Raw genomic sequence first — 14047 nt, forward strand, 5'->3', positions numbered from 1 at the left:
TGACCGGACAGAATACGGATCGCACGGCCTGTAGCGTCGTCCTTGATTTTTATCGTATTATCAGAGGAGCCTGAAATAATGGTGTTACCGTCAGGGCTGAACGCTACGGAAGTCACATCATTTGAATGACCCGACAAGGTGCGGATCTCACGGCCTGTAACTGCGTCCCAGAGTTTTATCGTATTATCATAAGAGCCTGAAATAACGGTTTTACCGTCAGGGCTGAAAGCTACGGAACTCACCCTACTTGAATGACCCGACAAGGTGCGGATCTCACGGCCTGTACCTGCGTCCCAAAGTTTTATCGTATTATCATCTGATCCTGAAACAACAGTTTTACCGTCAGGGCTGAACGCTACGGAATTTACCTGATCTGTATGCCCCAACTGCGGGAACACAACCACATCCTGAGCCGCAATATCCGCAAGCAAAGCCGTCAAAACCGCAAGAACGCAAACAAACTTTTTCATTCGCCGTAATCTCCTTACAAAGACAATTTTACGCCTATTAGCGTATTTTGGGAAGTATTTATTAATAAACCACTAAGTAGGCGTGAGGTTACACAAAATTTTGAAATTTTTTCAAAAAGAACTCCTCGCAAAGGCGCGGAGGCGCGAAGGCGCGAAGTTGTTGTCCGATAGCTCATTGTTGATCAAGATATATCATTTTGACTACAAATATTGAAGGAAAAACGATGATCCTACGAACAACAACTTCGCGCCTTTGCGCCTCTGCGAGAGAAAATTTGGAATAAATGTTTTGTAAAAAGGTGACACTTATAAAAGTACAGTCGAACAGGCTGACATGACCACTAAAAATACAATTAAAATCTACTATTGAAAAAACAATGTAAGTAGTTTATGATGATGAATATGGAAAGGGAAGACAGTAATAATCTTAAAGCATTGAGGGACAGCGTTGACAAGATACTTGAGATTATGCAAAAACCCAAAAAAGTACTTGCAAAGATTTTAGAAGGTGTCGCTCTGGGCGTAGGCATTCTCAGTGTTTTAGGCACTATTGACATAATAAGACAATGGATTGGAGGTTGATATGTTTTTTCAAATAATAGTTACTATTTCATTAATGCTTATAAGTATTTCTCTTTTTATGATCGCTAGATACATAGGGAAACACCAATAATATAGGTGTCACCCAATGCCCTGTTGAAACTCAATAAGATTACGGACAAAACCCCCTAATACCCCTTTGTGATCTTTGTCTCTTTGTGATCTTCGTGTGTAGTCTTTTCCTATAAATTTCTGATACAATAAATAAAGGAGTAATTATGATTTACAGACCCTACGGCAAAACCGGCGAAAAAGTTTCCCTCTTAGGCTTCGGCGGAATGAGATTTAAAAACGTAGACGACCACGACGAGTGCGTCCGTCTGATGGTCGCCGCCGCGGAAGGCGGGATAAATTACTTCGACACCGCGCCCGGGTACTTTGAGACAAGAAGCGAGACCGTCTTTGGCAAAGGATTCGCGGAAATGCGAAAGCGGGGACTGCCCTATTTAAGCGCGACTAAAACTTTTGAAAGCACCGAGAGCGGGATTCGCAGGGAAATTGACAATCAGCTTAAACGCATGAATATTGAATTTATTGACTTTTATCATATATGGTGCATATTGAGTTTGGAAAATTGGGAAAACAGGAAAAAAGACGGCATTTTAAAAACTTTTATAAAACTTAAAGAAGAGAAGCTTATCCGCCACATTTGCGTTTCAAGCCACCTTATGAAAGATGAAATAAAAGAATTATTGATGGAAGAAGTTTTTGAAGGCGTGTTGTTCGGGTACTCAGCGTATAATTTCAGCGCGAGACGGGAAGCGTTTGACGCTATCAAGAAGAAAAAACTTGGCGCCGTTATTATGAACCCGCTTGGCGGCGGAGTAATACCGCAACATCCTGAGCTATTTAAATTTATTTGCAGAAAGGGCGAGAGCGTTGTCGCGGCGGCGCTTCGAGTGCTTTGGGATCATCCTGAAATAACAAATACGCTTGTCGGCTTTGATACAATCGAACATTTGCGCGAGGCGCTGGAGGCGATGGAAGATTACAAGCCCCGGACAAAGGCGGAACTTGAAGAAACAATCGCGAAAGCGCAAACCTCGTTTGAAGGCATCTGCACGGGATGCGCGTATTGCGACAATTGCCCAGAGGGGATATCGATTCCATGTTACATGGACGCGTACAACCAGAAATTACTCGATAAAAACAACAAAGACCCGATTGGCGACAGGTTAAAATGGCACTGGAGCCTTGACAGGGCGGGCGCGGCAAAATGCACGGCATGCGGGTTATGCGAACAGACTTGCACACAGCACCTTAACATTATCGAAAGGTTAAAGGAAATCGCCGGATAAAATATTTAAAAGATGCCCCTCGTCATCCATCGCGCACAGGGACCTGATACGCGAAATACTCTGCAAAAAACTGTAAGTGGCGCGGTTTAGGCTGTTTCTGGCTGAGATAAAAAGCGATGTCGCGTCATTTAAATCCGCTACAGAACTTTGAGAAAGACGGTAGCGTTCCATCACATAATTAAAATGCGATTCCGTGTATTCAAGGGAACGGCGCAGGGAAATGACGGAACCCGCCTGCGTAAAAACGTTTGAAAGCGCGGTTAAAAGTTCCTGCTCTAAAGAAATTTGCGTATTCGCGTAATTAACCGCTTCGGTATCGCGCGCGATTTTGCTTTTTTCAAGACGGTTGCCAAGCACCCAAAAATCCACCGGTATCCTGCCGTTGATTGAAATTCCTCCGTTAGATGAAGAATTAAAACCGTTCGCGACAGAATAGCCAAACTCAGAGGAAAAAATAGTTGCGCTTATAGTGGGCGCGTAATCTCTTTGAGAAAGCTTATAGTTCATTTCAGCCCTTTTATTGCCAAGAGCCGCCTTCGCAAGCGAAGGATTATCAGAAGCCATTATATTCCAAAAATACGCGTATAACGCGTCGGCTTTTTCATCCGTAATCGCGGAAAGATACGCTAGAGCGTCTTCATACGTTGAAAATTCAATAGGTGCAAGCTGAGCCGTTTGCGCGCCGGTTATTGTTTTAAATTTTGCCATGCACAAAGCAAGATTACGCCGCGCCTGATTGCGGGAATTTTCACGCGCCTCTTTATCAGCAAGCGCTTTAAGGTAATCGCCGCGGTTAATCATCCCGCTTGACTGTCGCACTTCGGCTATAGAAAGCGTAAGGACTGCCGTCTGCAAAGACACTTCTTCGGCTTCAAGGGCGGCGGCCGCTTCCAAGACCGCGTAATAAGCGTTATCCGCTGAATCAAGCGTATTGAAGTACTCCGCCTGCGCGTCTTTTCTTACGCTCTCAGTCGCGATGCCGCTTATCGCTTTATTAATAAAACTTTTACCGCCTTGAAAAATTATTTGAGTAATTGAAAAAGACACCCCCGAAGTAAAAGCGTCTATAGGATTGATAAATTCCCAATTCCTTAAATAACTCATCGTCGCCCTGTAATCCGCCGAAATCTGAGGCAGCATGGAGTACAGTTGATTTTTTTCGTCGAGGATGCTGCTGCGTATCGCGGACTCGTACCTCGCAAGAGAGCTTGAGTTCGCGAGGGCTAAAGTTCGCGCCTGTTCAAGATTTACAGTCTGCGAAAACGCGTTTTTATTCGCTAACAAAAACAAAATTATAACCGCTATTTTTTTCATTATTCGTACCTCAAAGCGTCTATCGGATACAGCCGCGCGGCTTTCAGCGCCGGATAATATCCAAAAATGATGCCGACAAACGCGGCAAAAAGAACGGCGACTAAAACAATAAATGGATTAATAACCGTAAAAGCGCCCCTCATAGTCAGTATTCTGCACGCGAGAACGGACAAACCGATGCCTAGAATGCCCCCCATAAGGCTCAGTATTACGGATTCGGTAAGAAACTGGAGCAGAATGTCTTTTTTGCGCCCGCCCACCGCCATCCTAATGCCGATTTCGCGGGTGCGCTCAGTAACGGAGACCAGCATAATGTTCATAATGCCGATGCCGCCGACTAAGAGCGATATGCCTGCGATGGCCGCTAACAGCGTGGTTAAAGTTCTTGAAGTGGCGGACGCCATGTCAATTATATCAGCCCAGCTCATTATCTCAAAATCTGAAGCGGCGCCTTCTGGAATTCTCCGCGATTCGCGCAGAATATACTCCGTTTCTTTTTTCGCCGCTTCCATGTACTCTTTGCTTACGACGCTCATAACAATCTGGTTCACCGTGCGTAAATTTGTAAGGCGCGTCATGGCGGTATCAAGCGGAACCATTATAGTATCATCCTGATCATTGCCGCCAAGACCCGCCCCCTTGCTTTCAAGAATTCCGATAACCAAAAAATAATTGGTTCCTATCCGTATCTGTTCCCCAAGCGCCGAATTAGCGTCTCCAAACAAATTTTTTGCCGTAGTGACGCCCATAACCGCCACCCTGTTTCGCAGCCGCATATCTTCATCATCAAAGAAAATTCCCTGCCCTATAGTCCAATTCCTCGCGGTAAAAAACTCCGGTTCCACTCCCTGAACTGAAACCTGAGTGTTCCCCTGGCTTCCCGTAACATTTGAAAAGTTTTGGATAACGCCGGAAATCGCGACCGCGAAACTGGATTCATCGCGCAGTTTTTGAATGTCATTTTTTGTGAAGGCGTTAATGCGCGTCATCACCATCTGCCCCGATCTGTTCGCCTGACGGCGCGGCGTTATCTGCAATAAATTGGTTCCCATAGCGGTTATCCGGTCTTCAATCGCTTTTTGAGAGCCTTCACCGAGGGCGACCATCGTTATTACGGAGCCTACGCCGATGATTACTCCAAGAGATGTCAAAAGGCTTCTCATGCGGTTACGGAGAATGGAGCGGACGCAGGTATGAAAAAGCTGCATTATATTCATGTTACGCGCCATCCCTTTCCAATTTGTCATGCTCATTGTTCCATGAAGCCAGGTCTTCAAGGGCGTTGCGCCTTTTTGTTACCGGTTTATCGCTGACCAACTGCCCGTCGCGCAGGGTGATTATCCTCTTTGTGTAAACTGCAAGCTCAGGCTCGTGCGTTACCATGATAATCGTCTTGCCCATGTCGTTTAACTGCTGAAAAAGCCCCATAATTTCCATGCTCATGCCTGTGTCAAGGTTGCCTGTCGGCTCATCGGCAAGAATAAAAGCCGGATCGTTTACGATAGCCCTTGCTATCGCCACCCTCTGCTGCTGCCCGCCCGACAACTGGGACGGGAAATGATCCATGCGCTCCTGCAAGCCCACTTCGCGTAACGAGGCGACCGCTTTCTCTTTGCGGGCGGACGAATCGCCTTTAAAAAGGCGGCGTTTTTCGCCTTTTTCCCGCTGGCGGTAAAAAAGAGGCAGTTCCACGTTTTCAAGAGCCGTAGTGCGAGCCAATAAATTAAAGGATTGAAACACAAAACCGATTTTTCGGTTTCTTATATACGCGAACGTGTCAGAATCGGAAGTGGAAGTTTCAATTCCGTCAAGGGTATAGGTACCGCCCGAAGGCTTGTCAAGGCAGCCAAGAATATTCATTAAAGTTGATTTACCGGAACCAGACGGCCCCATAACGGAAACAAATTCGCCTTCTTCGGCGGAAAAATCCACGCCGCGAAGGGCGCGGACGACTACCACGTTTGAATCGTCTTTAGAAGAGCCTTGCTTCCCGCCCATTCTGTATTCGCGTTTGATCCCCCGCATTTCAATGACAGACACTAAATTTTCTCCCTTAAAATTACCTGTCTGCCTTCAAAATCGTCCGGCACCATTATTTCAGTTGACGTACCGTCGCTAATGCCGGTTCGCACCTGCACTACTTCTAACTTGCCTTCGCTGTTAAAAAACCAAAGATTACGCCACGCTATAGCGCGGACGCGCTGTTGGCTTCCCTGACCTCCGCCTCCAGAAGCCTGTCCGCCGCCAAGCGACCTGCCGCCGCCGCCCATTCTAATAGTAGGCTGCGGCCCCATCATAATTTGTGAAAGCCCCTGGCTGTTACTGTTTGCTCCTTGATTTTGATTTTGCTGAGGATCATTTTTCTGCTTTTCCCTTGCTTCAATGGCGGCTTGTTTTTGTTCTTCATTCATATTTTCAAGGCTCGCGTTAAAAACCAAATCGGAAATTTGTTCCGCGCTAAGGCTTGTTGGCTGATAACGCAGGGCGGCATTTTGAACAAGAAGGGCATTTTCAGTCTTTTCCACGATAAAGTCCACGGCGCATGTCATCCCAGGCAGAAGGGAGCCGCTTTTATTTTCCACGTTGATAATAACCGTATATGAAACTACGTTATTCGACACGACGGGAACCATCCTCAGCGTTTCCACAATGCCGGAAAATTTTCGCCCGGGAAGGCTTTCAAGCGTAAAGCGCACTTCCTGCCCCTTGAATATCGAAGCTATGTCAAGCTCCCCTATCATCGCCTCTATCTGCATTTCGCGCAAATTTTCAGCAATGGTAAAAATACTGCCTGAATTATTATTCGCGGAATCGACTACCGTATCGCCAACGTTAATGTTTTTGTCAAGCACAATGCCGTCAATGGGGGACGTGATATACGCGTATTGATTTATCTCCGTTTCTATAACTCTTAAATTCGCCTCGGCTACGGCAAGATCCGCCCTCTGGTTATCAAGAGAAGTCTTTGACGTTTTTAATTCGTATTCGGAGATCAGATCCCTTTGCGCCAACGCTTCCTGATTGCGGTAATTGATCACCTGCAATTCATAATTGGCGCGCGCTTTTTGAACAGCCGCCTGCTGCTGATCCCTTTGAAGGCGGAGCATATCGGTATTAAGCTGGGCTAGAACCGTCCCTTTTTTAACCGTGTCGTTATAATCGACATAGACCGCTTCCACTTTGCCGCTCATGCGCGGGAGAATTTTTACAGTGGCGACAGGGTTAATTGTCCCGCTGGAAGACACAGTACGCTCCAAATTCCCGCGCCTGATTTCCGTAAATTCATAGACGGCTGTTTTCGATTTTTTGCTTGAACAGGAAACGCAAATAAGCGTCAAAATGAACAAAACAACCGCTTGTTTTATCTGTTTTTTCATTATTTTAAAATTCCTTTGTTTTTATTATAAAACAAATAAAAACCCAAAAGGTTACTCATATTGAAACTATACCAAATTAATTGTATTTTTTCTATATTAATAAAGTGAGGTAAATATGAGGGGACAAACGACAATCGGAAAAACGGCTGTTTTTCTTGCAATTTTAACGCTTTTTTCGGGGTGGCTTTATGCCGATCCTGACCGTTCGCCACAGGGGGCCGATGCGGTTTTGGATCTTTTCAGCGCGTCTGTTTCCGCCGACGGTTTTACCACCACTCAGGGCGGAGCGCCCGTAAGCGCCTTTAATCCTGCCCAGGGCGGGGATGCCGACAGAATGGTATTTGACGCAAGCTATCTGGCAATTCCAAAATTATTGCCGGGCGATGAAAAAGACGGATACATGCAGTCTATTTCCGTAGGCGCGTTATTCCCGACAAAAGCCGGGGTTTTCGGCGGTTCCATAAGGTACATAGGCGGTTTCGAGGAAGATCAATTTGATAATTTCCCCATAAATCCGACATTTGGGGGCAATTTATTCGCGGCAAAGGAACTGTATCCGGGTATGTCGCTTGGGCTTGGCTTAAATTTCGGCTTTGGCGCGGCAATGACAATTTCAGGAGATATCGGTTTTAGATACAATACCGGCAATCTTGGCTTTTTGAAAAATTTCACGGTTGGCGTAGTCCTTAGAAGCCTCGGGGTAAGTTATTTCCCGACATGGCTTACCGCCATCGGCGGCGTTTCATTCGACCTTATTCATATAGAAGGAAAAGATAATAAAAAAGACCCGTTGACTTTAAGCTTCGCCACCGATATTGGATTCCCCTCTCTTTTCTATCCTCCGTATATTAACGTAATCTGGAAAGCCGGAATAAAAATGACAATAGCGGAGATTATCACCCTTAACGTGTCATGGCCTGGAGGCAGCGGGCTTAACATGCGGGAATTAATCGATAAGAATGTGTCATTCCCTGTAATTCCCGCAATCGGACTTTGCGTAAATATAAGGCTGCCTTCCACGGGAGAGCGGATTGTAGGAGGGCGGCTTCCTTCTGACGGAGACATGTTGATAAGCACTGCTTTTAAACCATTATACGAAGGAGTCGCGGCGGTTGGCGGCGGGGTAAGCTGGTTTGCCGGAGTCGCGGATAAAAAGCCGCCTGTGATAAGCATAAAGTATCCTGAAACCGCTTATTTTTCACCTAACCACGACGGCAAGGCCGACCTTCTTGAAATCCCTTTAAGCATAACGGATCAAAATTATGTCGTGTCATGGTCAGTGGAAATAAAAGACGAAGAAGGCAATGTCGTCCGCGTTATTGAAAACAAGGAACAGCGTTTTGAACGTCTTAATATGAAGGAATTTTTCAGGCGGCTATTCGCGCCTAAAAAGCAAATTGACATCCCGCCCGCGATTATCTGGGACGGAATTCGCGGCACGGGGGAAGCGCCCGTAGACGGCAAGTATACGTTTACAATTACCGCCGCTGACAATTTGGGCAATAAGGCGGTAACTCCCGTTTATGAAGCCGTAATCAGGAACAGGGTTCCCGTAATAACTATAAACCCAATTCCCGACGCGCAGAAAATATTTGATCCCAAAGGTTCGGCGGGGAGCGCTCAGGGCGGAAACAGAACTATTACAATTACTCCAAAAGGCTCAAGCGAAGATGCGTGGGAAAGCGCGATATACAATCCCACAGGACAGAAAATTAGAACTTTTGAAACTCAAAGCGGGGAGCCAAAACCCGTAGTATGGGACGGAAAAACCGATTCAGGCCAAATTGCCCCTGACGGAGTGTACATTTTCCGTATCAGCGCGACTGACAAGGCGCAAAATTCTGCAAGCGCGGAATTGACAAATATCATTCTTGACTCAAGGGAGGCCGGCGCGTTTATAACAACTTCCGTCTCAGCGATCGCGCCAGCTAAAAATCAAACTTCCAATATGGTCAATTTTACAATCCGCCTTCTGTTATACGACGGCATTAGCGGTTGGAAACTGGAATTAAAAGACGAGGCGGGAACCCCGCGGCGCACATTCTCAGGAAACTCTCCCGCTCCCATGGTTCAAGGCTGGAACGGTCTTGATGAGCAGGGGCAAATACGCGAAGGTTTATTCACGGCGGAGATCACTGTAAATTACACAAGGGGCGACATAGTAAAAGCGTCGGCTTCTCCCGTTTTAGTAGACGTGACAGGGCCGGTACTTACAGTCGCGACCGCGCCTGAATATTTCAGCCCCGACAACGACGGTGAAAACGACGAATTGTTTATCGCTCTTACCGCAAAAGACGTTTCTCCCATAGCGTCATGGTCTTTAGAAATACGCGCTCCTGTAGAAAGCGGCGCTACTCAGGTTTTCCGAAAAATTGAAGGACATGGCAGCCCGTCAAGCAGAATTATCTGGGACGGCAAGAGCGACAAGGGAGAGCTTGTTCAGTCCGCGATGTACTATCCATATACATACACCGCTACCGACGCTCTTGGAAACACAAGTTCCACGGAAGGCAGAATCGGCATTGACGTGCTTGTAATCAGAGACGGCGACAGGCTGAGGATACAAATCCCCTCAATCCAGTTCAGGCCGAATTTCGCCGACTTTGAAAGCCTGCCCAAGGACGTAGTTGACAACAATATGCGAATAATAAAGCGCATCGCGCAGATACTAAACCAATTCCGCGATTACAAGGTGCAGGTAGAGGGCCACGCCAATCCCACTCAGCCAATTGGCCCCGCGCGCGACAGGGAAGAACCTGAATCAATACGCATTAGCAAAGCCAGGGCAAGCGCGATTGTAGACCTATTAGTACGCAACGGCGTCGCGCGAAACAGGCTGACCGCCACCGGCGCAGGCTCCTCCAAAACAATTGCCTCTTTCGAAGACCGCGACAACTGGTGGAAAAACCGCAGAGTGGAGTTTTACTTAATTAAATAAATATGAAGGAAGACAGAAGACCTCACACAAAGGACACAAAGGGGAATGAAAACCAGTGAGCAGTGAGCAGTGAGCAGTGAGCAATGTTTTTGTCCGTTATCTTATCTTGAAACTCACGCATAGCTTTCGGACAAGAACCCTCTGATCTTCCTTTGTGATCTTTGTACCTTTGTGATCTTTGTGTGAAATTTTTCGAACAAATCCTATTCACTTTTGTTTTTTTTCTTTTCTTTCTTTTGTTCGCGTTTTTCTTTAAGCGACTTTTGAGGCGCTTTTTTCGCCTCTTTTTTGTGCATTATATGCTCAGCCATAATACCCTCCCCTTGGAATTAGCTTATTAATAAAACATTATAATAACAGATTAAAAATATGTCCACAAAAATTTACGTTTCAAACATACGTTTAGCTTCTTCCCTAGCTTGCGCCACTACAGACTCATAATTGCCCTTTAAAGCGCTAATATTCTGGTTATAAAAAGCGACAAATTCAGGGTCATGGAAAGGATCAATGCGGACTTCCCTGCCTAACCTGCGTGATAATTCCTCTTCTTTCTGGCGGAGCTTTGGAGCGTATTGCTGGTTAATCATCTGCCCATATTGGGAAACTTCTTTAAGGTATTGGGCAAAAAGCATGGTCAATTGCCTGTACATTTCGTTAAATTCGCCCTTATTTATCACGGTGGAAAGCCCTTTACCCAGCTTTTCTATCTTTTTTTCATCCTCTTTGACTGCGGGAAGAGCAATTTGAGCGACAAGAACGTCAAAAATCCCTTGTTTTAAGCTTTCCCTGTCCTGCGCGGGCGTTTTCTTTATTTCAACGGCTAAATCCACTTCTCCCTCAAGAAAATCGTTTGCCAGTTTTTTACCGCGTTTTTTAACCTCAAATTGGCCGATACCCGACTTGTCACCCTTAACATTTTCGGTTTTTTCCAGGGCTATTTCCAGAGCCGTCTTTATTACTCCCATTGAATAAATATCCTCTATATAATAAAATATTATTATATGGAAGTTTACACAAGGGGGTTGCCGTCCTTAGGATTGCTTTTGGAGGGGATATGAGTTATGAAACTGAATTTAAGAACATTATTCGTCTGGACTCGGAATTAAATCAGATACAGGATTATGAGCTATTGCTGGAAAGGATACTTTTTGAATCAAGAAAAGTAGTTCACGCGGACGCAGGCTCAATTTATATTACTGTACCTGATGAAAATGACGGAGAAGTAACTGAAAAATTATCAATTAAATATTCACAAAATGACACTATTCAAAAGAATATGCCGCCCGGGCAAAAAATGATTTATAAGATATTTTCAGTCCAAATTAATGAAAAATCAATTTCGGGTTATTGCGCCCTTAAAAAAACATTGATAAATATTCCCGACATGTACAACATTCCTCCTGAAATGCCGTATAAATTTCTTTCTGATTTTGACATAATCACGGGGTACAAGACGGTCTCCACTCTGACTATTCCCCTAGTCGCCACGGACAAAAAGCTGATGGGCGTTATTCAGGTTATCAACGCGAAAGATAATGACGGAAATATTATTCCGTTTTCCACGGATGATGAAGTTATCCTTATGCATTTCGCGACAAACGCCACTATGGTCCTTCAAAGGGCGTACCTTACAAGGGCGATGATCCTGCGTATGATTAAAATGGCGGAATTGCGCGATCCAAAGGAAACAGGCACCCATGTAAACCGCGTCGCCGGTTACGCGATTGAAATTTATGACAGATGGGCATATCATCATAAGATTCCACTTGAAGAAAAAGATAAATTCAGGGATTCATTAAAAATAAGCTCCATGCTTCACGACGTGGGCAAGGTGGCTATTTCGGACATGATTCTTAAAAAACCCGCCCGATTTACGCCGGAAGAATATCAGATTATGCAGAACCATACCATTTACGGCGCAAGCCTTTTCCGTGACACAAGCTCTCCTGTTGACATACTTGCGAGAGATATAGCGCTGACCCACCATGAAAATTGGGACGGCACAGGTTACCCGGGCTGGATTGACCCCATCACGGGCAAAGTGGAAAGGACAAACGACGAAGGAAAACCGCTTGGAAGAAAAGGCGAAGAAATTCCCCTTGGGGGCAGGATTGTCGCCATCGCCGACGTATTTGACGCGCTTTGCTCTAAACGGGTATACAAAGAACCATGGAGCGAAAATGAAGTGCTTGACGAAATGCGTAAACTCGCCGGCTCAAAATTTGATCCGGAGCTAATTGATATTTTCTTTGAAATACTTCCGAACATTAAGCAGACTCAGAACCGGTATCCTGAAGACGCTGCATAGCAGTCAATGTCCTGTCCAGCGAATCGGCGAATGTTTTAAGTTCTTTTTTCCCGTAATTTGCCGTTCTCTCCGTTTCAAGCCCGTTATCCGCAAGTCCTACTTTAAAGTCGCGAATGGAAAGGAGTTCGTTAATATTGTCCGCCGTGAATACCCTCCCGCGGTCGTCAATTACTAACACCGACTTTTCCACCAGTCTTTTCGCGAGAGGAACATCCCGCGTTATTACAAGATCGCCTTTTACTGACAGCTCCACTATGCGGTCGTCGGCGGAGTTTTCCTTAATGGGGCAAATTTCCATCTCTGCCCCGTCAGCTTGGGGAATCTGGCGGTTAGCGGCAAAAATAATTCTAAGCTTAAGTTTTTTCGCCCTTCTTAGAACAAGCTCTCTTACTGGTTTTGGGCAGGAATCGGCGTCTATTAGTATTTTCATTCCTATCCCGTTATACACGCGGCAAACAGGGAAAAATTCCCTTTTAGCAAAAGAGGGGCGTCTTTATCATGGGAAATATAAAAAGATTCGCCTTTTTTAAAAAACTGGTTTTCTATTTCCAATTCGCCTTCCGTCACGATGAAGACTCCGACGCCGCATTCGCTAAAAGGCACGCTGCCGCCGTGAATGTAAAAAAGAGAAAAGTTTTCTCCAGGCAGCGGATAACAAACTTGCGTATCATCTGAAGGCGTAATAACTTGCGGAACAAAGGGGACAAGCGGCATTATTTTTTTTAGCTCGTCAATATCAATATGCTTATGAGTAAGGCCGCCTCGGATTACATTGTCGGAATTGGTCATCAATTCCACGCCAAAACCGCTGATATACGCGTGAGGCACGCCGGGCGGAATAAAAAGCCCCTGCCCCGGCTGTAATGTAATAAGGTTGAGATAAAGGGGGGAAAAAACGCCCGAATCCTGCGGATAAAGAGAGTTTAATTTTTTAATAAGATCCGTTTGCTCGCTTGAAACCGCGCCTAAGGAAGCGTATATTTCTTTTATATCTTTAAATCCAGCCATTAGGGTAAAAGGGGTAATGGCGCAGATTATCTCGCTTTTATTGTTCTGATCTTTGTAATTTCTTACCGGAGATTCTATTTCAAGCCCCATTTCGCTCTCACGCTCAAAACCTTGGCGCGCCTGTTTTTTGTTCGGGTGAACTTGAATTGAAAGCGGTTTTTCTACGGCAATCAGCTTTAACAAAAACGGAAGCTCGCCGGAAATCTCTTTAAGGCTGACGCTGTTTCCGCCTACCTGCGTAACAGACGGACCAAGCGGATGCGTGCCTAACCACATTTCCGCGTAAGGCTCCTTAAAATCATTATTCCCATTCTTCGCCAATCCCAAAAATTCGGGCAGTATCCGCGTGGAACCCCATTCATAATGTTTTATTTTATTTTGAAGTTTATGTATTTTTGTCATCGCCAAACAGGCTTAACGCCTGATCAAGTTTTGTTATTAGGCGAAGAGTGCGGTCTTCAACTTCCTGATTTTCCCAATTGTCTTCATCTTCTATTTTTCCCCTGGCGCGTATCTCGTCATCCAACCGCTGTTTTACTTTGTTAAATTCATCACATAAAATAAAACCCGTTAAAATGGCGATATTAAGAGGCTCTTTAATTCCTGATATGCTTTGCGTATTTTTTACGGCCGCGCTGTACTGGGACAGCACTTTATTAAGATACTCTTCGTCCTCATCGGCGGTTATAGTAAATGAAGTTCCAAGAATATCCAAACGTATATCATTGGCCATT

13 protein-coding genes are annotated in these 14047 nt (G+C 45.3%); 4 read left to right on the forward strand and 9 right to left on the reverse strand.

Features of this window, described 5'->3' with window-relative positions:
• The coding region (locus tag ACYVRA_RS03345) for a WD40 repeat domain-containing protein (protein WP_461251331.1) at positions 1-470 on the reverse strand (470 nt) is incomplete at its 3' end.
• A gap of 390 nt (positions 471-860) precedes the next feature.
• On the opposite strand from ACYVRA_RS03345, the gene ACYVRA_RS03350 reads away from it, so the two are divergent.
• Both ACYVRA_RS03350 and ACYVRA_RS03355 read left to right on the forward strand, forming a co-directional pair.
• Positions 861-1052, forward strand: coding sequence for a hypothetical protein (locus tag ACYVRA_RS03350; RefSeq protein WP_461251332.1), 192 nt, complete (start codon positions 861-863; stop codon positions 1050-1052).
• 236 nt (positions 1053-1288) lie between these two features.
• Entirely contained in the window at positions 1289-2368 is a 1080-nt protein-coding gene (locus tag ACYVRA_RS03355) for an aldo/keto reductase (RefSeq protein ID WP_461251333.1), read from the forward strand.
• Here ACYVRA_RS03355 and ACYVRA_RS03360 read toward each other — a convergent pair.
• From ACYVRA_RS03360 to ACYVRA_RS03375, 4 genes are read right to left on the reverse strand one after another with little or no spacing between them, the layout of a single operon-like run.
• Positions 2348-3682, reverse strand: a complete 1335-nt coding sequence (locus tag ACYVRA_RS03360; protein WP_461251334.1) for a TolC family protein — start codon at positions 3680-3682, stop codon at positions 2348-2350. The two genes, ACYVRA_RS03355 and ACYVRA_RS03360, sit on opposite strands and share 21 nt — an antisense overlap.
• Entirely contained in the window at positions 3682-4929 is a 1248-nt protein-coding gene (locus tag ACYVRA_RS03365) for an ABC transporter permease (RefSeq protein ID WP_461251335.1), read from the reverse strand. The genes ACYVRA_RS03360 and ACYVRA_RS03365 overlap by 1 nt, the downstream gene beginning before the upstream one ends.
• A complete protein-coding gene (locus ACYVRA_RS03370) occupies positions 4901-5722 on the reverse strand; it encodes an ABC transporter ATP-binding protein (protein WP_461251336.1) in 822 nt (273 codons plus the stop codon). The genes ACYVRA_RS03365 and ACYVRA_RS03370 overlap by 29 nt, the downstream gene beginning before the upstream one ends.
• The gene (locus ACYVRA_RS03375) at positions 5722-7059 is read right to left on the reverse strand and encodes an efflux RND transporter periplasmic adaptor subunit (protein WP_461251337.1); all 1338 of its coding nucleotides are present in this window, start codon (positions 7057-7059) and stop codon (positions 5722-5724) included. Before ACYVRA_RS03375 ends, ACYVRA_RS03370 begins: the two co-directional genes overlap by 1 nt.
• Positions 7060-7174: 115 nt before the next feature.
• Here ACYVRA_RS03375 and ACYVRA_RS03380 point away from each other — a divergent pair, with 115 nt between their 5' ends.
• Complete coding sequence (locus tag ACYVRA_RS03380) at positions 7175-9997, forward strand: FlgD immunoglobulin-like domain containing protein (RefSeq protein ID WP_461251338.1); 2823 nt, start codon at positions 7175-7177, stop codon at positions 9995-9997.
• A 383-nt stretch (positions 9998-10380) separates the two neighbouring features.
• Here the strand turns inward: ACYVRA_RS03380 and ACYVRA_RS03385 are convergent, their stop codons facing one another.
• Entirely contained in the window at positions 10381-10962 is a 582-nt protein-coding gene (locus ACYVRA_RS03385; RefSeq protein ID WP_461251339.1) for a DUF6657 family protein, read from the reverse strand.
• Between the two features lie 89 nt (positions 10963-11051).
• On the opposite strand from ACYVRA_RS03385, the gene ACYVRA_RS03390 reads away from it, so the two are divergent.
• Positions 11052-12305 carry an HD domain-containing phosphohydrolase gene (locus ACYVRA_RS03390; protein WP_461251340.1) on the forward strand — a complete coding sequence of 418 codons (1254 nt, stop codon included), beginning with the start codon at positions 11052-11054 and terminating at the stop codon, positions 12303-12305.
• Here the strand turns inward: ACYVRA_RS03390 and ACYVRA_RS03395 are convergent.
• Genes ACYVRA_RS03395 through ACYVRA_RS03405 form a run of 3 tightly spaced genes read right to left on the reverse strand, consistent with a single transcriptional unit; the run spans position 12265 to position 14046 of the window.
• Positions 12265-12735, reverse strand: a complete 471-nt coding sequence (locus tag ACYVRA_RS03395) for a YaiI/YqxD family protein (protein WP_461251341.1) — start codon at positions 12733-12735, stop codon at positions 12265-12267. The two genes, ACYVRA_RS03390 and ACYVRA_RS03395, sit on opposite strands and share 41 nt — an antisense overlap.
• A gap of 2 nt (positions 12736-12737) precedes the next feature.
• Complete coding sequence (gene manA, locus ACYVRA_RS03400) at positions 12738-13715, reverse strand: mannose-6-phosphate isomerase, class I (protein ID WP_461251342.1); 978 nt, start codon at positions 13713-13715, stop codon at positions 12738-12740.
• Positions 13699-14046: a cell division protein ZapA gene (locus ACYVRA_RS03405; protein ID WP_461251343.1), complete on the reverse strand. Its 348-nt coding sequence runs from the start codon at positions 14044-14046 to the stop codon at positions 13699-13701. Before ACYVRA_RS03405 ends, manA begins: the two co-directional genes overlap by 17 nt.
• Position 14047: the final 1 nt, after the last annotated feature.

Source organism: Treponema sp. R8-4-B8 (assembly GCF_054786175.1).